Annotated in this window: 18 protein-coding genes and 1 riboswitch; of the genes, 12 read left to right on the forward strand and 6 right to left on the reverse strand. The window is 60.4% G+C overall.

The window, feature by feature from the left end; all coding sequences use genetic code 11:
* Positions 1-418: 418 nt before the first annotated feature.
* The 7 genes from ACZ47E_RS16345 to ACZ47E_RS16375 all read left to right on the forward strand — a co-directional run bounded on the left by ACZ47E_RS16345 (position 419) and on the right by ACZ47E_RS16375 (position 8,548).
* Positions 419-2,272, forward strand: coding sequence for an ABC transporter permease (locus ACZ47E_RS16345; protein WP_464017038.1), 1,854 nt, complete (start codon positions 419-421; stop codon positions 2,270-2,272).
* On the forward strand, positions 2,272-3,405 hold the full coding sequence (locus tag ACZ47E_RS16350) for an ABC transporter ATP-binding protein (RefSeq protein ID WP_464017039.1): 1,134 nt from the start codon (positions 2,272-2,274) through the stop codon (positions 3,403-3,405). Before ACZ47E_RS16345 ends, ACZ47E_RS16350 begins: the two co-directional genes overlap by 1 nt.
* Positions 3,406-3,438: 33 nt before the next feature.
* Positions 3,439-4,563, forward strand: coding sequence for an ABC transporter substrate-binding protein (locus tag ACZ47E_RS16355; RefSeq protein WP_086132794.1), 1,125 nt, complete (start codon positions 3,439-3,441; stop codon positions 4,561-4,563).
* A gap of 23 nt (positions 4,564-4,586) precedes the next feature.
* Positions 4,587-5,726, forward strand: coding sequence for an ABC transporter substrate-binding protein (locus tag ACZ47E_RS16360; protein WP_142186410.1), 1,140 nt, complete (start codon positions 4,587-4,589; stop codon positions 5,724-5,726).
* A gap of 83 nt (positions 5,727-5,809) precedes the next feature.
* Entirely contained in the window at positions 5,810-6,898 is a 1,089-nt protein-coding gene (locus ACZ47E_RS16365; RefSeq protein WP_464017040.1) for an ABC transporter substrate-binding protein, read from the forward strand.
* A gap of 61 nt (positions 6,899-6,959) precedes the next feature.
* On the forward strand, positions 6,960-7,874 hold the full coding sequence (locus tag ACZ47E_RS16370; RefSeq protein WP_443340975.1) for an inositol monophosphatase family protein: 915 nt from the start codon (positions 6,960-6,962) through the stop codon (positions 7,872-7,874).
* A 47-nt stretch (positions 7,875-7,921) separates the two neighbouring features.
* Positions 7,922-8,548 (forward strand): dual specificity protein phosphatase family protein, encoded by a 627-nt coding sequence (locus ACZ47E_RS16375; RefSeq protein ID WP_044459940.1) that lies wholly within the window; start codon positions 7,922-7,924, stop codon positions 8,546-8,548.
* 115 nt (positions 8,549-8,663) lie between these two features.
* On the opposite strand, the gene ACZ47E_RS16380 is transcribed toward ACZ47E_RS16375, so the two are convergent.
* The 6 genes from ACZ47E_RS16380 to argE all read right to left on the reverse strand — a co-directional run bounded on the left by ACZ47E_RS16380 (position 8,664) and on the right by argE (position 15,306).
* The gene (locus ACZ47E_RS16380; protein ID WP_464017041.1) at positions 8,664-10,121 is read right to left on the reverse strand and encodes an NAD-dependent succinate-semialdehyde dehydrogenase; all 1,458 of its coding nucleotides are present in this window, start codon (positions 10,119-10,121) and stop codon (positions 8,664-8,666) included.
* Between the two features lie 15 nt (positions 10,122-10,136).
* Positions 10,137-11,180, reverse strand: a complete 1,044-nt coding sequence (locus tag ACZ47E_RS16385; RefSeq protein ID WP_464017042.1) for a tartrate dehydrogenase — start codon at positions 11,178-11,180, stop codon at positions 10,137-10,139.
* Between the two features lie 13 nt (positions 11,181-11,193).
* Positions 11,194-12,657: an aldehyde dehydrogenase family protein gene (locus ACZ47E_RS16390; protein WP_464017043.1), complete on the reverse strand. Its 1,464-nt coding sequence runs from the start codon at positions 12,655-12,657 to the stop codon at positions 11,194-11,196.
* 192 nt (positions 12,658-12,849) lie between these two features.
* Positions 12,850-13,206 (reverse strand): cupin domain-containing protein, encoded by a 357-nt coding sequence (locus ACZ47E_RS16395; RefSeq protein ID WP_004438300.1) that lies wholly within the window; start codon positions 13,204-13,206, stop codon positions 12,850-12,852.
* Positions 13,207-13,236: 30 nt separating this feature from the next.
* On the reverse strand, positions 13,237-14,160 hold the full coding sequence (locus tag ACZ47E_RS16400) for a 2-hydroxyacid dehydrogenase (protein WP_142186414.1): 924 nt from the start codon (positions 14,158-14,160) through the stop codon (positions 13,237-13,239).
* A 21-nt stretch (positions 14,161-14,181) separates the two neighbouring features.
* Complete coding sequence (gene argE, locus ACZ47E_RS16405) at positions 14,182-15,306, reverse strand: acetylornithine deacetylase (RefSeq protein WP_464017044.1); 1,125 nt, start codon at positions 15,304-15,306, stop codon at positions 14,182-14,184.
* Between the two features lie 224 nt (positions 15,307-15,530).
* Here argE and ACZ47E_RS16410 point away from each other — a divergent pair, with 224 nt between their 5' ends.
* From ACZ47E_RS16410 to ACZ47E_RS16430, 5 genes are all read left to right on the forward strand, one after another.
* Positions 15,531-16,409: a GNAT family N-acetyltransferase gene (locus tag ACZ47E_RS16410; protein WP_035208482.1), complete on the forward strand. Its 879-nt coding sequence runs from the start codon at positions 15,531-15,533 to the stop codon at positions 16,407-16,409.
* Positions 16,410-16,534: 125 nt separating this feature from the next.
* Positions 16,535-16,768, forward strand: a riboswitch (cobalamin riboswitch).
* Between the two features lie 159 nt (positions 16,769-16,927).
* Entirely contained in the window at positions 16,928-17,959 is a 1,032-nt protein-coding gene (locus tag ACZ47E_RS16415) for an ABC transporter substrate-binding protein (protein ID WP_035208484.1), read from the forward strand.
* Positions 17,956-18,984, forward strand: a complete 1,029-nt coding sequence (locus ACZ47E_RS16420) for a FecCD family ABC transporter permease (RefSeq protein ID WP_037091029.1) — start codon at positions 17,956-17,958, stop codon at positions 18,982-18,984. The genes ACZ47E_RS16415 and ACZ47E_RS16420 overlap by 4 nt, the downstream gene beginning before the upstream one ends.
* A complete protein-coding gene (locus ACZ47E_RS16425; RefSeq protein ID WP_464017045.1) occupies positions 18,981-19,778 on the forward strand; it encodes an ABC transporter ATP-binding protein in 798 nt (265 codons plus the stop codon). Before ACZ47E_RS16420 ends, ACZ47E_RS16425 begins: the two co-directional genes overlap by 4 nt.
* Positions 19,775-20,227 (forward strand): pseudoazurin, encoded by a 453-nt coding sequence (locus ACZ47E_RS16430; protein WP_280171049.1) that lies wholly within the window; start codon positions 19,775-19,777, stop codon positions 20,225-20,227. The genes ACZ47E_RS16425 and ACZ47E_RS16430 overlap by 4 nt, the downstream gene beginning before the upstream one ends.
* Positions 20,228-20,358 lie beyond the last annotated feature (131 nt).

Below are 20,358 nucleotides of genomic sequence, written 5' to 3' on the forward strand. Positions count from 1 at the left end.
TTGAGAAAAGCTCTCTGGCGTTTCAGGAAATATCCAATCCGTTCCACAGGCGTCGGGACAGGAAAAACATTTCCTGCCCGGCGCCGTTCAAAAATTACAGTTTTGTGACAAAATTACGTTTGAAAACAAATAAATAAGTTAATGATCACGTGTGCATTTTTTCATTGACAAAACGTCTTTTAAGACGGATCATGCATTCCAAGGTAGAGTGAGATATGGAATTTTTATTCCATAATCGCTTTGCCGGCGATGTTTTCGGGAGGAGCTGGGATCATCGTTGTGAGCGGGTGAAACACCCCGCTTCTGAAGCATAGATGCATTGCTGAAGGTTACGCACGCGCCGCCTGTTCTACGGGTCGCGCGAAGGCAGGTGTTTGCCGGCGCGTGAGGGCAAAGCGTGGCCATATGGGGAGAGAGAATGGCTCTTTTAAGCGAATCGACGAAGGCGGAGGCGCTGGGAAGTCCCCCAACGACCGCGCCTTCGGCATGGCAGGCCTGGCGGTATCGTCTCAAGGTCGCACTCAGGGAGCCGACGACGCTGATCGGCGTTCTGACGGCTCTGCTTTTCACCTATCTGATCGTCGTTCCGATCATTTCGATCATTCTCGATGCCGTCCGCGTCCAGTTCGGCCACGAACGGCGCCTCGGCAAGGGTGTCGGCGATCTCACGCTTTATTATCTCGACAGGGCGTTTTTTTCGCCCGTCGCATCGGATCTTTTCTGGCGTCCGCTCTTCAATACGTTGACCGTCGCATTCGGGGCGATTGCGCTTTCGCTCGTCATCGGCACCGTTCTTGCCTGGCTTATCAGCAGAACGGACATGTTCGGCCGCCGCTGGTTCGCCACGGCCTTGATCGTGCCCTATATGCTGCCGGCCTGGACCTTCGCGCTCGCCTGGACGACGTTGTTTAAAAATCGCACCGTCGGCGGCCAGCCCGGCTGGTTCGAGGCGATAGGCCTCACGCCGCCGGACTGGGTGGCTTACGGGCGTTTCCCGATCACCATCATCCTTGCCCTGCATTACACGCCTTTCGTCATCCTGCTGTTCGGCTCGGCGCTTCGCCGCTTCGACTCGCAGCTTGAAGATTCCGCCCGCATTCTCGGTGCCCATCGTTATCAGGTCGCCCTGCAGGTCATCCTGCCGCTGATGCGCCCGGCGCTATTGTCCTCGATGGTGCTGATCTTTGCGAAATGCCTTGGCGAGTTCGGCGTACCCTATGTTCTCGGGCTGCCCGTGAAGTTCGAGGTTCTCTCCACATCGCTGTTCCGCAGCATTGCGTCGCGCCAGACGGGTGTTGCCGGTGTCGTCGCGGCCTCGATCATGCTCATCGGCATCATCACGCTCATGATCGACGCCCGCCTCGTTCGCGAAGCCCGCCGTTTCGTGACCATTGGTTCGAAAGGCTCGATGAACAGGCAGAGCCGTCTCGGCAAGATGCGTCTTCCGGCGACGGGCTTCGCGGCTGCCATCTTCGTTCTCAGTGTCGGCCTGCCGCTTCTGACCCTGGCGCTCTCGACGGTCATGAAAATGCCGGCCCGCTTCACGTTCGACAACTTCACCCTCGATTACTGGATTGGCAGCAACCTCAACACCGTCGCCTTGCAGACCGGCGTGCTCCTGAGCCCCGACCTATGGGCTGCCGCAAAAAACACGATGATGATCGTCGGGTTTGCCTCGCTCACATCGGGCATTCTTGGCCTGCTCGTCGGTTATGTCGTCATCCGCACGCCGGTGCGTGCCCTGTCCGTCTACCTGCGACAGGTGACGTTCCTGCCCTATCTCGTGCCCGGCATTGCCTTTGCCGCCGCCTATCTGTCGCTCTTTGCCGTTCCGCGTGGGCCGATGCCGGCGCTCTATGGTACGGTGACGATCCTCATCCTGGCGCTGATCGCTGACCAGATGCCCTACGCTTCGCGAGCCGGCATTTCCGCCATGACGCAGCTTGGAAAGGACCCGGAAGAGGCTGCCCAGATCGCCGGTGCAGGTTGGTTCCGCCGCATGATCTCGATCGTCATCCCGATCCAGAAAGGATCGCTGGTGACCGGGGTTCTCCTGCCCTTCATTTCGGGCATCAAGGGTCTCAGCCTCTTCGTGATCCTCGCCGTGCCGAGCACGGATGTTCTGACCACCTATTCGCTGCGGCTGGTCGACTACCACTACACGCAGGCTGCCAACGCCGTGGTGCTGATCATCGCCGCCATTGCCTATTTCGGCACGCTGTTGGCCCAGAAGCTGACCCGTACAAATCTTGCAGAAGGACTTGGAAGCTGATGCCTACCATCAACCTGCGCGGTGCGCAGAAAAACTACGGCGTGAATTCCGCGAATGCGGTTTCCGATCTCGATCTCGAAATCCGCGACGGCGAGTTCATGTGCCTGCTCGGGCCTTCCGGCTGCGGCAAGACCACCACGCTTCGCATGATAGCTGGCCTCGAAAACCTCTCGGGCGGAGAGATCCGCGTCGGCGACCGGGTGATCGATTCCGTGACCGAAGGCATTTTCGTGCCGCCGGAAAAACGTGAAATGGGCCTCGTTTTCCAGAGCTACGCGCTATGGCCGCATCTGACTATCGAGCGCAATACCGATTTCGGCCTGCGCCTGCGCAAGCTGCCGAAGGCCGAGCGTGAAGCCCGTGTCGAGCGCGTCATGCAGGCGCTTGACATCGCCAAATATCGCGACCGCTATCCGTCGCAGCTTTCCGGTGGTCAGCAGCAGCGTGTGGCGCTTGCCCGCATGCTCGCCGTCAATCCGGGCGTTCTGCTTCTCGATGAGCCGCTCTCCAATCTGGATGCCCGGCTGCGGCTTGAAATGCGCGCCGAGCTGAAGCGGCTGCACAAGGAATTCAAGACGACCATCGTCTTCGTGACGCATGACCAGTGGGAAGCCATGACACTTGCCACCACCATTGCCGTCATGAACGAAGGCTCGCTGCAGCAGATGGGCACGCCGAACGATATCTACGACCGTCCGGCCAATCGTTTCGTCGCCGAATTCGTCGGCAGCCCGCCGATCAACATACTGACTTTCGGCCAGCCCGGGGTGTCGGACATAGCGGGCAGGGCGGAAGCCTATTTCGCAACCCGTTATCCGCAACTGCGCGGCATTGCCTCAATCGGCATGCGGCCGGAAGCCATGGGTTATGTGATGAAGTCCGAGGATGTGCCGCAAGGCAGCTTCGCCGGCGAGATGACGGTGACCGGCGTGCTGCCGACAGGCGGCAGCTGGATTCTCGAACTCAGAAGCGAGAACCACACGCTGTTCCTGACCACCCACTCCCTGCCGCGTATCGACAGCGGCGACCGCGTGTTCTTTCACGTGCCGCCCGAAGCCCTTCACGCCTTCGATGCCAGGGGGCAGAGGATCACCGAGGCGGACGCCGTTCTGCGCCACAGCACCTACAACTGAAAACGCCGCCGAGACGGCTGAAGGAGAAGCAGGATGAAGCGGACAATAGCGGGCCTGAGCCGGCTCTTATGCGCAACGGCGATTGCCGCAACGCTTGGCGGCGTGGCGAAAGCGGGAGAGCCTTTCGACCTCAATGCCCTGATCGAGGCGGCGAAAAAGGAAAAACCGATCACCGTCTATGACAGCACGGGAAAGATCGTTGAAATGGCGAAGAACTTCGCCGCGAAATACGGTGTCGGCGCTGAGGGCGCGAAGGTGAAGGCCTCCGCCCAGCTGGAGATGATCATCCGCGAGGCGCGCGCCAACAATATTCAGGGTGACGTCTCGATCATCAGCGATGCGCCGGCCGCGATGGCGCAGCTTATTCCGCTCGGTTTTGTCGAAAGCTGGCTGCCGCCGGATATGGCCGGCAATATTCCGCCGGAGTATCAGGACCCGCTGACCGTCGTCACCAGCGCCAATGTCTGGGCTTATAATAGCGAACTCTTCGACAAATGCCCCGTTTCCAATATCTGGGAACTGACCGACCCGAAGTGGAAGGGGAAGGTGGCGATGCAGGATCCGCTCGGCAAGGCATCCTATGTCGACTGGTTCAACCAGATGGCCAGCCACGGCGACGGTGAAGTGAAAGCGGCCTATAAGGCGCTTTACGGCAAGGACCTCGAAACCGGGGAAAAGAGCGCGACGGCAGCCTGGGTGAAGGCGCTTGCCGCCAATGCTCCGCTTCTGACCGACGCCGATGCGGCTGCTGCCGAAGCCGTTGGTGCTCCCGGTCAGAAAGAACCCTTCATGGGCCTCATCAGCTCGGCCAAGTTCCGCGACAATGCCGAGAAGGGCACGAAACTCGGCCTCTGCAAGGAGCTGAAACCCTGGGTCGGCTGGCTCTATCCGGGCGTCGGGCTGATCACCAAGGGCACGAACAGCCCGAATGCGGCGAAGCTTTTCATTCACTACATCATGACTGCCGAAGGCATCGCGCCGCAGGCGATCGACGGCAAGATGTCGACCAACAGGGAGGTAAGTCTGCCCGCCGACGAGCCATCGGGTATTGGCGCCGTCCTCGATAACATCCTGCCCTACAGCATGGCGACCAGTCTTGAAGACTGGGATGCGCGTGAAACCTGGCAGGACTTCTGGCGTGTGAACTACAAAAAATAATGGGGGGTCAACTCGTGACGATCATGGCTAGCAATAATAATGGCAACGAGCGCAGGCGGCGGGGGACCGCCTCCGCACTTTGCCTCGGCGTCTCGCTGGCACTTGGCGGGGCCGCGCATGCGCAGGAAGCCTTCAATCTCGATGAGCTCATCGCTGCCGCGAAGAAGGAAAAGCCGATTACGGTTTATGCGGTGACCGGTAAGATCGTGGATACCGCGCAGGCGTTTACGGCCAAGTATGGCGTGCAGGCCAGCGGCAAGAAGGTGAACGAGGCGACGCAGGTCGAGTTGATGATCCGCGAACATCGGGCTGGCAATGTCGTCGGCGATGTGAGCGTGGCCACGGATGTTGCCTCCGCCATGGGCGAGCTTCTGCCGGCAGGTATCGCTACCAGCTGGACGCCGCCTGATATCGAAGGCGATATTCCGCAGAAGCTGCGGGATCCGCTCGTGGTCGTCTCAGACCCGCATGTCTGGACCTACAATACCGAGAAATACGACACATGCCCGGTCACCAACATCTGGCAGCTAACGGAGCCGCGTTGGAAGGGCAAGCTTGCCATGCTCGATCTATTCGACAAACCGCTTTATGCCGACTGGTTCAACCAAATCGAAACCCACCACGATGCCGATGTCGCCAAAGCCTACGAGGACCTCTACGGCAAGAAGCTGGAAACGGGCGAAAAAAGCGCAACGGCTGCCTGGGTGAAAGCCTTTGCCGAAAATGCGCCGCTCTTGACGGATTCCAGTTCGGTGGCGGACGCTGCCGGTGCTCCGGGACAGACCGATCCCTTCTTCGTCATCACCTCGGTCGCGAAGTATCGTGACAATGAAGCCAAGGGGCTGAAGCTCGGTCTTTGCAGCGGTGTAAAGCCATTTTCCGGATTCCTCTATCCCGGTTTCGGCCTGATTGCCGGGCAAACGAAAAGCCCGAATGCCGCGAAACTCTTCCTGCATTATCTGATGACGGAAGAAGGCATCGCGCCTCAGACCGCTGACGGCAAGCTTTCCGGCAATATGAAAATCGCCCTGCCGGCGGATGAGCCTTCGAGGGTCGCCGATCATCTCGATGAGCTGATGGCTTTCGACGCAGCAACGGCGGCCGACGATCTCGACAAGCGCGAAGGCTGGCAGGATTTCTGGCGTGTGAACTACAAAAAATAAACGGAAGGCGGGGTGCAAACCCGCCTGTCTTTTCCTTGGGAGGGGAAACGATGCGAAAAATGAAATTAAGGACTGCCTCGGCCATGGCCGCAGGTGCAATGATTATAGGCGCTTCCGCTCTGGCCGCCGCGGCTGAAGAGCCATTCGATCTCGATGCCGTCGTTGCGGCGGCAAAGCAGGAGAAGCCGATCAACATCTATGACAGCACCGGCAAGATCGTTGAGATGGCGGATAAATTCAGCGCCAAATACGGGCTGAAGGCGACGGGCGTAAAGGTCTCCGCCAATAGCCAGCTGGAGATGATCATCCGCGAAAGCCAGTCGAACAATGTGCAGGGGGATGTGGTGTTGATTACCGATGCGCCCTCCGCACTTGCCCAGCTTCTGCCGGCGGGTTTTGTGGAAAATTACCTGCCGGGCGACATGACCTCGAAAATTCCGGCGCAGTTTCAAAACCCACTGGCCATTTCCACCAACGCCAACGTCTGGGCGTATAATACCGAAGCCTATGACAAATGCCCGGTGACGAATATCTGGGAACTGACCGAGCCGAAATGGAAAGGCAAGGTCGCCATGGTCGATCCGCTCAGCAAGAGCACCTATACCGACTGGTTCAACCAGCTTGAAGCCCACGGTAATGAAAAGATAGCGGCGGCCTATAAGGCTCATTTCGGCAGGGAGACGGAGGAAAAGAGTGCGGCAGCTGCGTGGATAAAGGCGCTGGCTGCGAATGGCCCGCTCGCCACCGACGGCGACGACCCGGTTGCGGAAGCGGTCGGCGCGCCCGGCCAGAACCAGCCCTTCTTCGGCCTGCTAAGTTCAGCCAAATTTCGCGACAATGCCGACAAGGGCTACAAGCTCGGCCTCTGCACCGACCTCGATCCCTGGGTCGGCTGGACCTATATCAAGCTCGGCCTGATGGCCTCCAAGACCAAAAGCCCGAACACGGCCAAGCTCTTTATCCACTATATCCTGACGGAAGAGGGCATCGCCCCGCAGATGAAGGACGGTAAGCTGCCGACCAATACCGACATCAAGATGCCGGATGATGAGCCTTCGGGGCTGATGAAGGTTGCCGACCGGCTGATGGGATACAATTCTGCTACGGGTCTCGATGATTTCGATCGGCGCGAGGAGTGGCAGGATTTCTGGCACGTCAACTACACGAAGTAATCCCGGCTGGCGCGGTCCTGGCCGCGCCGCCTCCTCCTTTTTGCGAATGAACGGAATGGACATGCCGATGCAGACCTCATTGAGCGAACGAAATCCTGGAGATGAGGGCGCTTTTTCCCGCTCCGTGCGGTTGATGAAAATCGCCGAAACAGCGGCGCGTGCCGTGCGCGATCCCCTGCTTGCGGCATTCCGATCGGATATGACGGTGGACTACAAGGTCGATCTCCATGATATCGTGACTATTCACGACAAGCGCGCCGAGGCCGCCATTCGCACCATCATTCTCGAACGGGAACCCAACTCGGCCATCATGGGTGAGGAGGGCGGCCAGATCGGTAGCGGTGAGGTGCAATGGTATGTCGACCCCATCGACGGCACGGCAAATTTCGCCCGCGGCCTTGCCTTCTGGTGCGTGTCCATTGCCGCCGTTATCGACGGGAAGGTTGTTGCCGGCGTGGTTTATGACCCTGTCGCGGAGCAGATGTTTTCGGCCGATGTCCAGGCATCTTATGTGAACGGCGAAAGGCTGCGTTCGCGTAGCGTCTCGGACGAGACACGGGCGACGCTCATCACCGGCTATCCCGTCTCGCGCGATTTCCGGCTGGATGGGCGGGAAGCGGCGCTGGCCAATTTCGGTACTCTTACTGAGACCTTTTCTACATTGCGCCGGCCCGGCAGCGCTGCGCTCAGCATTGCTCACGTCGCGGCGGGCTGGACGGATGCGGCCGCTGGTTTCGGCGTCAACGCCTGGGATGTGGCAGCCGCCATCCTCATTCTCAAAAATGCCGGCGGCACCTATGAACCTCTCACTCTTGGAAAGGTGGCGGAAGGCGCCGCCGAATTCCTTTGCCCGGGTTATATAGCCACGGGTGAGGGGGCCAACTATCCGACATTGCAGTGGGTGGCACGAGCCATATCCGCAAGCCGCAGCGCCAAGACGTCGGTGCAACACGGGCCAACCGCCGCAGAAAACTGAAAAAGCAAAGATATGATGGCTGCCGTACCGGTGCCGGGAGACATGACATGCCGCAACCGCAACAGACCATAGCCCGAGAGCAGGAGAGCGGCGAACTGCCGAAGCTCAGCCGCATCTATGAACGGCATCCGCTTTATGGTGTCGATCTCTTCATTTCGGGCAAAGAGGGTGCGAGCGACCTCAATCTTCTGCGTCAGAACGGCATTACCACCGTAGTCAATTGCGCCGTCAATCTGGACTTCAATTTCGTGGAACAGTCCGATGTGGTTTCAGATCATGAAGGCAGCGTCTATGGGCCGGGCGAAATCCGATATTACAAGATCGGTCTGATCGACGGGGCCGGAAATCCTGATACCCAGATGGTGGCAGCCCATTATATTCTGCGGGCGGCGCTGGAGCAGATTCTGCCGGAAAAACCATCTTACCCCCGCCGGGAGCGCGGCAATGTGCTCATAAATTGCCGGGGCGGTCGTTCCCGCTCCGTCGCCGTCGTCGCGCTCTTCCTCCATCTCACACTGCCAGCGGAGTTTCCGACCCTGGGCGACGCGATAAGCTTCGTTCGTCTGAAACGAGAACTGCCGGAAAATGAGTGGTATAAGGCTCCGAAACCCGTCCTGGCCGAAGCCGCCCGCCGGGCCGCCGGCTGGATCGCGATGATCGACGCGGCCCACTGAAGAAGGCGCTCATTCGGGCCGCGCTTCCATTCCGCACAGGCATCTCGTTTCTTGTCGATCTTCAAAAAAAGAAGGGTCGCTGGGCGACCCTTTAGTCGGGGATGGGAAAGAAGTATCAGGCAAGTCCGCCGATATGGAACGTCTTTATTTCCAGATATTCTTCGATGCCGACCTGCGCGCCTTCGCGGCCAAGGCCGGATTGCTTGACCCCGCCAAAAGGCGCTACCTCGGTGGAAATCGCGCCGGTGTTGAGGCCCACCATTCCGAATTCCAGCGCTTCACCCACGCGCCAGGCGCGTCTGAGGCTTTCAGTGTAGAAATAGGCCGCAAGCCCAAACGGGGTGCCGTTGGCGATGGCGATCGCCTCTTCTTCCGTCTCAAAACGGAAGAGGGGAGCGACCGGGCCGAAGGTCTCTTCGCTTGCCAGACGCATGCCGGTCGTTGCGCCGGTCAGCACAATGGGGGCGGTGTATTGCGGACCTTGCGGTAGAGGGCGGGGTCTGGTGATGATCTTCGCACCTTTGGCCACGGCATCTTCCACATGGGCGCGGATCTTCGCTATGGCCGGCTCATTGATCATCGGGCCGATGGCCACACCGGCCTCCGTGCCGGGACCGACCCGCATGGCATCAACGCGATCCGCCAGTTTTTTTGCAAAGGCGTCATAAACGCCTGCCTGAACGAGAATGCGGTTGGCGCAGACGCAGGTCTGCCCACCATTGCGGAACTTCGAAACGAGCGCGCCTTCCACGGCCAGATCGAGATCGGCATCGTCGAAAACGATGAAGGGCGCGTTGCCGCCCAGTTCCAGCGAGAGCCGCTTTACACTGTCGGCAGCGCCTCGCATCAGGAGTGAGCCAACGCGGGTTGAGCCCGTGAAGGAAATTTTCCGCACCGTCTCATTCGCCATGATTTCGTTGCCGATATCGGTCGGCATGCCCGTCACGATGTTGATGACGCCAGCGGGAATGCCGGCCCGTTCGGCGAGAACACCGAGCGCCAGTGCCGAATAGGGCGTGAATTCGGAAGGCTTGATGACGACGGTGCAGCCGGCGGCAAGCGCGGGTGCCACCTTGCGCGTGATCATCGCGTTCGGGAAGTTCCATGGGGTGACGATGCCGCAGACGCCGACCGGTTCTTTCAGCACCACAATGCGCCGGTCCGGTGTCGGTGAAGGGATGGTGCTGCCGCCAATACGGCGAGCTTCTTCCGCGAACCATTTGACGAAGGATGCGCCATAGCGGATTTCTCCCTTCGCCTCCTCAAGCGGCTTGCCCTGTTCCGTGGTCAGGATCAGCGCAAGATCGTCCATATGCTCGATCATCAGGGCGAACCATTTTTCGAGAAGGGCCGCCCGCTCGGCATGGGTCTTTTTTCTCCAGGGGCCGAAGGCCGCATCGGCGGCCTCCACCGCGGCCCGGGTTTCCCTTCCGCCCATATCCGGCACGCTGCCAATGACTGCCTGCGTTGCCGGGTCGATCACGTCGACCGCCTTGCCCGATGCCGCTGCCTTCCATGCGCCGCCGATCAGGCCGGCCTGGCGAAAGAGATCCCTATCCTTCAAACCTTGCATCATCTGTCTCCGAAATCAGTCGAGCGCTGCGAGAACTGCAGCCGTTATGGCGTCCGTCTCATCCCTGCCCGGCACGGTGCCGATACCCCGGCCGGTCGTCGTTTCCAGTGCGGCCATAATCCGAGCCGCGGCATTCTTTTCCCCGAGATGCTCGAGCATCATCGCCCCCGACCAGATGGCGGCGATTGGGTTCGCGATGCCGAGATCGGCGATGTCAGGCGCTGAACCGTGCACCGGCTCGAACATGGAGGGCGCGCTGCGGTCGGGATTGATATTGGCGGAGGCGGCAAATCCGAGACCGCCCTGAATGGCCGCGCCCAGGTCGGTCAGAATATCGCCGAAAAGATTGGAGGCGACGACGACATCGAGGCTTTCCGGCGCCATCACCATGCGCGCCGCCATGGCGTCGATGTGGTAGCTGGAAACCTCGACACCGGGATATTCGGCGGCGAGCCTGTGCGTTACCTCATCCCAGAACACCATCGAATATTTCTGGGCATTCGACTTGGTGATCGAGGCCAGCTTGCCGCGACGTTTCTGCGCCTGTTCGAAGCCGAAACGCAGGATGCGCTCCACGCCCGTCCGCGTGAAGATCGAGGTTTCCACGGCCACCTCATCGTCCGTGCCCTGATGCACCCGGCCACCGGCGCCGGAATATTCGCCCTCGGTATTTTCGCGAATGCAGAGGATATCGAATCCATCGGCCTTCAACGGACCTTCGACACCGGGAAGCAATCGGTGCGGTCGGATATTGGCATATTGCACGAAGGCCTTGCGGATCGGCAGCAGCAGGCCGTGCAGAGATACCGAATCCGGAACTTCGGCCGGCCAGCCTACGGCCCCGAGGAGTATGGCGTCGAAACCGCGCAGGGTCTCAATACCGTCCTTGGGCATCATCGCGCCGGTTTCCTGATAGAACGCGCAGGACCAGGGGAACTCCGTTCCTTCAAGCGCAAAACCGGAGGTTCTGGCGGCGGCGTTGAGTACCTGCCATGCGGCATGAGTGACGCTCTTGCCGATGCCGTCGCCGGGAATGAGTGCGATGCGATGCGTTTTCAAGAAATTTCCCCTGTCACAGTCCAATCAGGACGCTCTTGCTCTTGCGGTTGGCGAGATAGGCTTCCCGTCCGAGATCCTTGCCGATGCCGGAACGTTTGTAGCCGCCGGTAGGCAGAATGTGGTCGCGCGAGCGGCCGTAACGGTTGACCCAGATCGTACCCGCCTGGATGGCGCGGGACAGGCGCATGACGCGTGAGACGTCACGGCTGAAAAGACCCGCCGCCAGACCGTAGGTCGGATGATCGGAAAGCGAAAGAGCCTCTTCTTCCGTGCGGAAGGTCTGCAGCGTCAGCACCGGCCCGAAGATTTCCTCGGTCACGGCGGGGGAGGTCTGGTCGACGTTTGCGATCAGTGTCGGCTGGTAGAAATAGCCGGGGCCGTCCATGATCGCGCCGCCGGTGAGGCATTGGCCGCCATGGGAGACCGCCGCCTGCACGATACCGTCGATGCGCTTGCGCTGCACCTCGGAGATAATAGGCGAATATTGCGTTGCCTCGTCCCAGGTGGGCCCGGGCTTCACCGCCTTCATGCGGGCGATGATTGCGGCGGAGAGGGCATCTGCCGCACTGTCCTCCACGAGGATGCGCGAGCCGGCCACACAGGCCTGCCCGGCATTGGAGAGAATATTGCCGGCGATGGCCGTCGCCGCCTTTTCGATATCCGCATCGGCGAAGACAATCTGTGGGCTCTTGCCACCAAGTTCCAGCGTCATGGGCTTGATCCCTGTACGGGCGATATTGGCCATGATGGCGGCTCCCGCGGCGGTGGAGCCGGTGAAGCTCACCTTGGAAATCTCGGGATGGCCGGTGATGGCGTTGCCCGTGACGGGACCGTCGCCCAGCACGATGTTGATGAGGCCGGCCGGTAACCCGGCCTTGATCGCCAGCTGCGCCATGAAAATACTGGAGAAGGGCGTCATCTCCGAAGGTTTCAGCACCACGGCATTGCCTGCCGCAAGCGCCGGGCCAAGCTTCCAGCCAGCCATGGACACCGGAAAATTCCACGGTGTAATCGCACCCACCACGCCATAGGGCTCCGTCATGATCATGCCGAGGCTCGTGTCGTCGGTCGGCACCAGATCGCCGCCTTCCTTGTCGGCGAATTCGGCGAAGAAGCGGATTTGCTCGGCGGTCACGGCGATATCGCCGGCGATCAGTTGGCCCACCGGCCGGGTCGAGGACAGCGCCTCGATCTTTGCCAGCGTCTCGGCTTCCTGCTCTATTAGGTCAGCCCAGCGTTGCAGGACCCGGGTGCGCTCGCGCGGGCGCACCCCGCCCCAGTTGCTGCTTTTCAGTGCGGCCTTGGCCGTTTGCACCGCTTCATCCACCAGGGCTGCATCCGCCTTCGGGCACCCGGCATATGGGGCCCCATCCGATGGGCGGTGCATGTCGATACCGTTTTCAGCGGTGACGAGCCGGTTGCCGATGAAGTGGCCGATTGGCAGGGACAGGCTGTCTGGATCGAAGCTGAGCGTCATGTGAAATCCCCTTTGAATATGCCCTCAAAGCTAATTCCTGTCGGCAAGCGAAATCGACCGACTGCAGCCGTGGCAGTGAACGAAAATCCCGTTTTACCGTTGCCAGACAGCGCAATCTTTGGTGCGTGCTGTCTGCGGCCTCTCGCCGGTTCCCGTCATCGCCGGCAACCTGGAAAACCGGCGAGATACGCCTCATCCGTTCACTGTGACGTAGATTTTGCGCACCGTCTCGATGGTCTTCCAGACGCCGACGAAACCGGGTTTCATTACGAAACTGTCGCCCGCCGTATAACGCTGCGGTTCGCCGCCATCAGGGGTGATTTCGATGACGCCGGCCAGAATATGGCAGAACTCGAAGGTCTCACCTTTGATGGAACGGCTTTCCCCCGGTGTCGCTTCCCAAATGCCTGTCTTCACGGTTCCGTCGCGAGCTTCGTCAAGCGCCCAGGTCTTGAACGACGGGTCGCCTGCAATGAGGCGTTCTGGCAGCGCCTTGGAGGCCTTGGGCTCGAAATCGGGGTTGGTATCGATGGGCTTGAGAAGCGGCATGGATTTTCCTTTCTGAAACAGGCGTGATGATCAATATCCGCGGCGGCGGTCGACAAGGCCGAGCGGTTGAAGACCGGACTCGTGACGTTTGATGTTTTCGACAACGGTGCGTGCCGCGGAATGGGGCTGAGTGACGCTGGCGATATGCGGCGTCAGAAGAATTTTGGGGTGGGTCCAGAAAGGATGGTCTTCGGGCAACGGTTCGGGGTCCGTAACGTCGACCACTGCACCCGAGAGCCGGCCTTTATCAAGCGCATCGAGGAGTGCGCCGTGATCGAGCTGTCTGCCACGTCCGGCGTGAACAAGTCCCGCGCCATCGGGTAAAAGGCTCAGGCGCTGGGCGTTGAGAAGTCCGGTGGTCTCGTCCGTCAGCGGCAGCAGGCAGATGAGGATGTCGCTGGTAGAGAGTATGGCTTTCAGCCCGTCATCGCCATGGTGACAGGTGACGCCATCGATCTCGCGCGGCGACCGGCTCCAGCCGGCGAGCGGAAAGCCGAAAGTTCTTAACCGCTCCAGCGCTGCGACGCCCAGCATGCCGAGGCCAAGAACGCCAATCCGGCAGTCTTCTGCCTGCCGTTGCGGCAGCGCCTTCCACAACTGCTGCCGCTGCTGTTTCAGATAGGCGGGGAGATTGCGGTGAAGGGCGAGCACGCCGAGGCAGATGTATTCCTGCATCATGCGGATGATCCCCTCATCCACCATGCGTACGACTTTCACCGTCTGCGGGACCGTATCGATATGAAACTGGTCCACACCGGCCCCGATCGAAAAGAGGATTTCGAGGTTACGATAACGCGCTATATCCTCCGGCACCGTCCAGGTGATGAGGTAACGGACTGCATCGGGATCGACCTTGGAGGCATCCATTGCGAAGGGGAGATCCGGCAATTCGTCAGCCAGGGCCTGCCGGAAGATTTCGCCGCGTCTGGCGTCGGAGTTAAAGAGAAATGTCATCTGATCCGTGGTCTCGAGGGTTCATGCCGTGCAGCGCCGGCCGAGCATTTCCAGCATCGACTGGCAGGCGGAAAGTTCGCCCGCTGTTATGAATTCGTCCGGTTTATGGGCGCGGCCGATATCGCCGGGGCCGCAGATGATGGCGTCGATGCCCGCAGCCTGAAAGAGCCCGGCCTCCGTGCCATAGCTGACGGCCGCGAGACCGGGAGTGCCGGTCAGTTCCTCCAAAAGCGAGGCAAGCGGGGCCTCGGCGAGAAGCGACAGCGCCGGATAGGCGCTCATCGGCAGCCATTCGATATCGACACCTGTCGCGGTGAGCGCCTCCACGCTACGTCGTACCGGCTCCAGCAGGTCGATTGGCGAGACACCTGAAATAGCCCTTGCCTCCAGTTCGATGGCGCATTGATCGGGAATGATATTGATCGCCTGTCCGCCGTTGACGGTACCGATCTGCAGGGAAGAGTAGGGCGGCTCGAAGGTCTTCTCTAAAGGACCCCGGGTCAACGCGTCTGCCGCCTCCACCGCCGTCGCGATGATGCCTGCCATCAGATGAATGGCGTTCACTCCCTGATCGGGCCGTGAAGAATGGCCTGACCTGCCACGGATGCTGACCCGCGCCGCGGCTTTTCCCTTGTGGGCACGCACGGAACGCAAATTGCTGGGCTCGCCGATAATGGCGCCCGCCGGTGGCGCGCACAGTTCCGGCAGGCGCGCGATGAGATGGGGAACACCGCGGCAACCTGCCTCCTCGTCGTAGGAAAAGGCGATATGCACGGGGCGCTGAAGCGTCATGCGCGAATAGGCAGGGGCTGCGGCGAGGACGGTTGCCAGAAAACCTTTCATGTCGGTCGTCCCGCGTCCGTAAAGCCTGTCGTTTTCCGTTCTCAGCCGGAAAGGATCGGAAGACCATTCCGGTTCTCCGGCGGGTACCACATCCATGTGGCCGGACAGAATGTAACCGGCCCGATCGGCCGGTCCGAAGGTGGCGAAGAGATTGGCGCGGTCTCCCTCCGGCCCCGGAATCACGGATACTCTTGCGCCATGGCTTTCCAAATATTCGGCAATCCATCCGGCAATGTCGCCATTGGCCGTTCCCACCACTGACGGAAAGGCGACGAGACGCTCAAGGATTTCGATTGCGTTCATGGTCGTCCCCATTGGCCCGTTATGATGGCCGCATTGCTCATTGCAAAAGCTTAGAACGGCCGAAGGCGTTTATCTGCTGAAAAGCGAGGTATTTCGGTAGATTGTTGTGTCCTTCCAGTGCTTTCAGAAAATTCGTGCTGGCATGGCTCGTTATCCTCGGACGTCATGGCTTGGACGCCGGGAACGCTGGTTCCCCGCGCTGGAGGGAGTGAGAGCCGTTTGCGATGGAGCTGCTCAAAGTCGATAGTTTCGAGTTGCGGACCGTGGATATTGCCGATGTGGAGGCAGATCGTCTGCACGCCCTCTCCATGGCGGTCGGATGGCGCTATCACGCCAATGAATGGTGTTTCCTGAGGCAATGCGGTGTCGGTCTCGCTGCGCTGGACGAGATCGACCGTGTTGTCGCGACAGCGATGCTCTTTCCCTATGATCAGGGTTTCGCGACGCTCGGCATGGTCATCGTATCGCCACGTCTGCAGGGGCGTGGCGTGGCGCCCTGGCTGGTGCGGCAGCTTCTGGCAAAATACCCGGCAACCGTCTTGCGGCTGAACGCCACGGGCGTGTCACGTCGTCTTTTTGCAGGGCTCGGCTTTTCCGGAGATGCGGAAAAGGTGCAGTTGTTCAGGGGCAGGGCGCGCTCCCCCGTGCAGACACCGGGGCTTGGCAGAAAGCAACGGATCGAGCCCCTCTCGGAAGATCATTTGTCGGCGGTCGTGACGATTGACCGGGTGGCTTTGGGCGTATCGAGGCGGGGCGTGCTGCAACGTCTTCTGCGCGACAATACTGGCTATGGCCTTTTCGAGGTCGATCGTCTGGTGGCTTTCGCGCTGCGGCGGGCGGCCGGGCGAGGTCACATCGTCGGTCCGGTCGTCGCAGTTGAGGAGAAAGATGCGGTCGCGCTGGTGAGTCGGCATTTTGCCGATCTGGACGATCAGCTCGTCCGTCTGGATGCCGTGCAAGACCAGAGCGTATTGACCGATTTTCTGACGCAATCCGGCCTGGTCGTGATCGAAACTCTTACCACCATGTCGAAACAGGCGCCGCAGCCTGCGGGTTCGGGTCCGGCGAGGATTTTCGCCCTTGCGGGTCCATCGCTGTGCTGAAGCGCAGTTTTGAACCGCCTCAATTCGACTGATTATGTGGTGGTCCTGTTTCGGGCGTCGCCCGACGCGATGCGTTCCGCTGCGCTAGAAACATGCTTTGATGATTGACGCACTGCCCCTTGACCCTTATGTGAGAAAGCGACGGTTCCTGCAGCCGAAAGGCGAAGGGATTAATAGGGAACACGGTGCGGGTGATGATTATCGCCCAATGCCGTGGCTGCCCCCGCAACTGTAAGCGGATTGCCGCTCATCCTCGTGACGCAGATGGCGTCATGCCACTGCATTCTCCGGAATGCGGGAAGGCAGATGAAAGGCGCAAATCCGTGAGTCAGGAGACCTGCCGTCAAAATATAAACCATCGTTACGGGCGGGGAAGCCCGGAAGAGGAGATTGTAATGTTATTTCATAACATTTGGTTTGCGTCCTGTTACCGTTCTCCGTACAAGACGTTCCGTGGTTGCTGCGCGCTCTGACGCCGCTGCTCTGGAACAAGCGATTTCATTTCGATTGGAGAACACATGTTTCATTCTGGACGCCTGCCGGTCCGCGCCGGCTTTCTCGCTGCTACGCTTGCAGTTCTGCCCGCCGCCACCGCCAATGCTGCGGAAACGGTATATCCCTTGACAATCAAAAGCTGCGGTCACGACATCACTTTCAAGCAGCCGCCCGCCCGCGCCGTCTCCGTCGGCCAGAGCACGACTGAGGTTCTTTATCTGCTCGGGCTGGCCGACAAGGTCGTTGGCACGGCCCTGTGGATCGGCCCGGTCCTTGCGGGCTATGAGCAGGCCAATTCCAGGGTGGAGCGTCTGGCCGACAATGATCCAAGCTTCGAGGCCGTCGTCGGAAAGAGGCCGGACCTCGTCACAACACAGTTCCAGTGGCAGATCGGCCCCGAGGGCGTTGTCGGTACGCCGGCGCAATTCGCCGAACTCGGCATTCCTGTTTACACCTCGCCGGCAGATTGCGTGGGCAAGGACAATTCCGGGGGCGGCGACGGCGTGCGCAAGACCGGCTTCACAATGGATTTGATCTATCAGGAAATCCGCGACCTTGCGCAGATTTTCAACGTCCAGGATCGCGGCGAAGAAGTGGTCAATGATCTCAAGAAAAGGGAAGAGGCTGCCCGCGCGAAGATTGCTTCCGCAAACGGCAAGCTTTCCGCCGTGTTCTGGTTCTCCAGCGCGGAACTGGATATCGATCCCTATGTGGCGGGCCGCAATGGCGCGCCCGGCTACATCATGTCGGCGCTCGGCCTGAAGAATGTGATCGAGAGCGACGAAGAATGGCCAACGGTCGGTTGGGAAACCATCGCCAAGACCAATCCTTCGGTGATTGTGGCCGGAAAGATGGACCGCCGCCGTTTCCCGGCTGACGACATCGCCGTCAAGCAGAAATTCCTCGCCACCGATCCCGTGGCCAGCATCATGCCAGCTGTCAAGGAAGGTCACGTCTTCGAGATGGATGCCCAGGCGATGAACCCGACCATCCGGACGATCGAAGGCATTGAAACGCTGGCTGAGGCAATTTCGGCTGCCGGTCTCGCCAAGTGAGCGGGTTTTCAATCCATCTCGGCAGAGGAGGGCTGGTTTTTGCCGCGCTCGCCCTGCTGCTCGGCGCGCTGATGGCCGGGGCGGCCATCGGCGAAACCGCCATTCCATTCGATGTGGTGGCGAAAACCATCGCCAACCGGGTGTTTGACGCCGGTTATCCGCTGGAGCCGCTGGATGAGGGAATTGTGTGGAGCTATCGTCTCAGCCGCGCCGTCGTGGCCGCCTGCTGCGGGGCTTCGCTGGCGCTTGCCGGCGCGGTTCTGCAATCGCTGCTGCGCAACCCGCTTGCCGACCCCTATATTCTCGGTATTTCCGCGGGGGCCTCCACCGGAGCGGTGGGCGTGGCCCTTCTCGGCTTTGGGGCGGGCTTTCTGACAATGCCGGCGGGGGCACTGATCGGTGCCTTCGTCGCATTCTCGCTTGTCAGTCTTCTGGCGGTGCGTGCAGGGCACGGCAACAGTGCCATCATCCTGGCCGGGGTGGCCGGTTCGCAACTGTTCAATGCCATGACGTCCTTCATCGTCACCAAATCCGCCAATGCCGAACAGGCGCGCGGTATCATGTTCTGGCTGCTGGGGAACCTCTCGGGCGTGCGCTGGCCGGATGTGTGGCTGGCCCTGCCGGTCAGTGTTGCCGGTCTTGCGGTTTGCCTCTGGCACGCCCGGGCGCTTGATGCTTTCGCCTTCGGCGGGCAGGCGGCCGCCTCGCTCGGCATTCCGGTGCGGCGGACCTATGCAGTACTGATCTCGGTTTCGGCGATCATGACGGCGGTGATGGTCTCGCTGGTCGGGTCCATCGGCTTTGTCGGCCTCGTCATTCCCCACGCGGCACGCATCTTCGTCGGCGTCCGCCATGGGCTGCTGCTGCCGGTGACAGCATTGACCGGTGCGGTATTCATGATCATCGCCGATATTCTCTCCCGCATCGTCATTCCCGGGCAGGTGCTGCCCATCGGCGTTATCACCGCGCTCGTCGGCGCGCCCGCCTTCGCCTTCATCCTCGGACAGAAGAGGGGACGTTCGTGAAGCTATCCGCTCATGACCTGAAATTTCGCGCAGGCAATATCGACATCGTACGCGGTGTCTCGCTCGATGTCGGCTCCGGAGAGTTTCTCGGCATAATCGGCCCGAATGGGTCCGGTAAAAGCACGCTGCTCTCCATGCTGGCCGGCATCCGCAAGCCGCGCCAGGGTCACGTCATGCTCGGCGGCGATCCGCTCGCCTCCCTCGGACGGCGTGAACTCGCTCGCCGGCTGGCTTTTGTGGAGCAGCAGGCCGAAACCACCGAGCGCATCACGGCACGACAGGCGGTGGAATTGGGGCGCACGCCCTATCTCGGTCCACTTTCGGCGTGGTCTTCGCATGACGACGCGATCGTCGAGGCCGCGCTCGATAATGTCGACATGGCCGACAAGGCGGAGCGCAGCTGGCACCACCTTTCCGGTGGTGAGCGCCAGCGACTGCATATCGCCCGCGCATTGGCGCAGGAGCCCAATATTCTGCTGCTGGACGAGCCTACCAATCACCTCGACATCGGCCACCAGATCGGCTTGCTCGATCTGGTGCGCCGGCAGGGATTGACCGTTGTGGCGGCCCTTCATGATCTCAATCACGCCGCCATGTTTTGCGACCGCGTCGCCATTATGCATCGCGGTGAGATGATCGCCATCGGCGCGCCGCGCGAAGTCCTGACGCCGGCAACGATAGCGTCCGTCTTCGGAGTGGAATGCGTTGCGACGGTTGATGGAAGCGGCTTTTCGCACATTCGTTTTCTGCCGGCCCACGGACGGGCCGATCATGCAAGAAAGGTCATGGCATGATGAAATTGCTGAGGCTTGCAAGAGTTGCAGGCGTTGCCCTCCTCATGGGGTCGGGTTTATCCGCACATGCCTCGGCAGAAACCTTCGAGGTGAAAATGCTGAATAGGGGCGAGAAGGGCCCAATGGTGTTCGAGCCCGATTTTCTGGAGATCACCGCCGGTGATCGCGTACGCTTCGTGCCGACCCACAAGAGTCACAATGCCGCGACCGTTGAGGGGATGGTTCCTGAAGGTGTGGAAGGTTTCAAAAGCCGGATCAATGATGAATTCGAGACCGGTTTCGACAAGCCGGGTTTCTACGGTATCAAATGTTCACCGCATTATGGCATGGGCATGGTCATGCTGATCAAGGTCGGCGATGCGACCCTGCCGCAGAGCTACCGGACGGTCGATATGCCAGCTCGGGCAAAACCGCGCTTCGAGGAACTTTTCGAGCGCGCGGAAAAATGAGGTGCCGGTCAGTCCGTGCAACAGGGCAGGGAATGATCCGCCCCCCAGTCACCGTTGCGCATTGGTCATCAGAAGACAGTCTTCTACGGTCAGGGACTTGACGCTCTGGATCTCACAATCTGGCCTGAGGA

The sequence above is a fragment of the Agrobacterium sp. 5Ca39 genome (assembly GCF_055382365.1).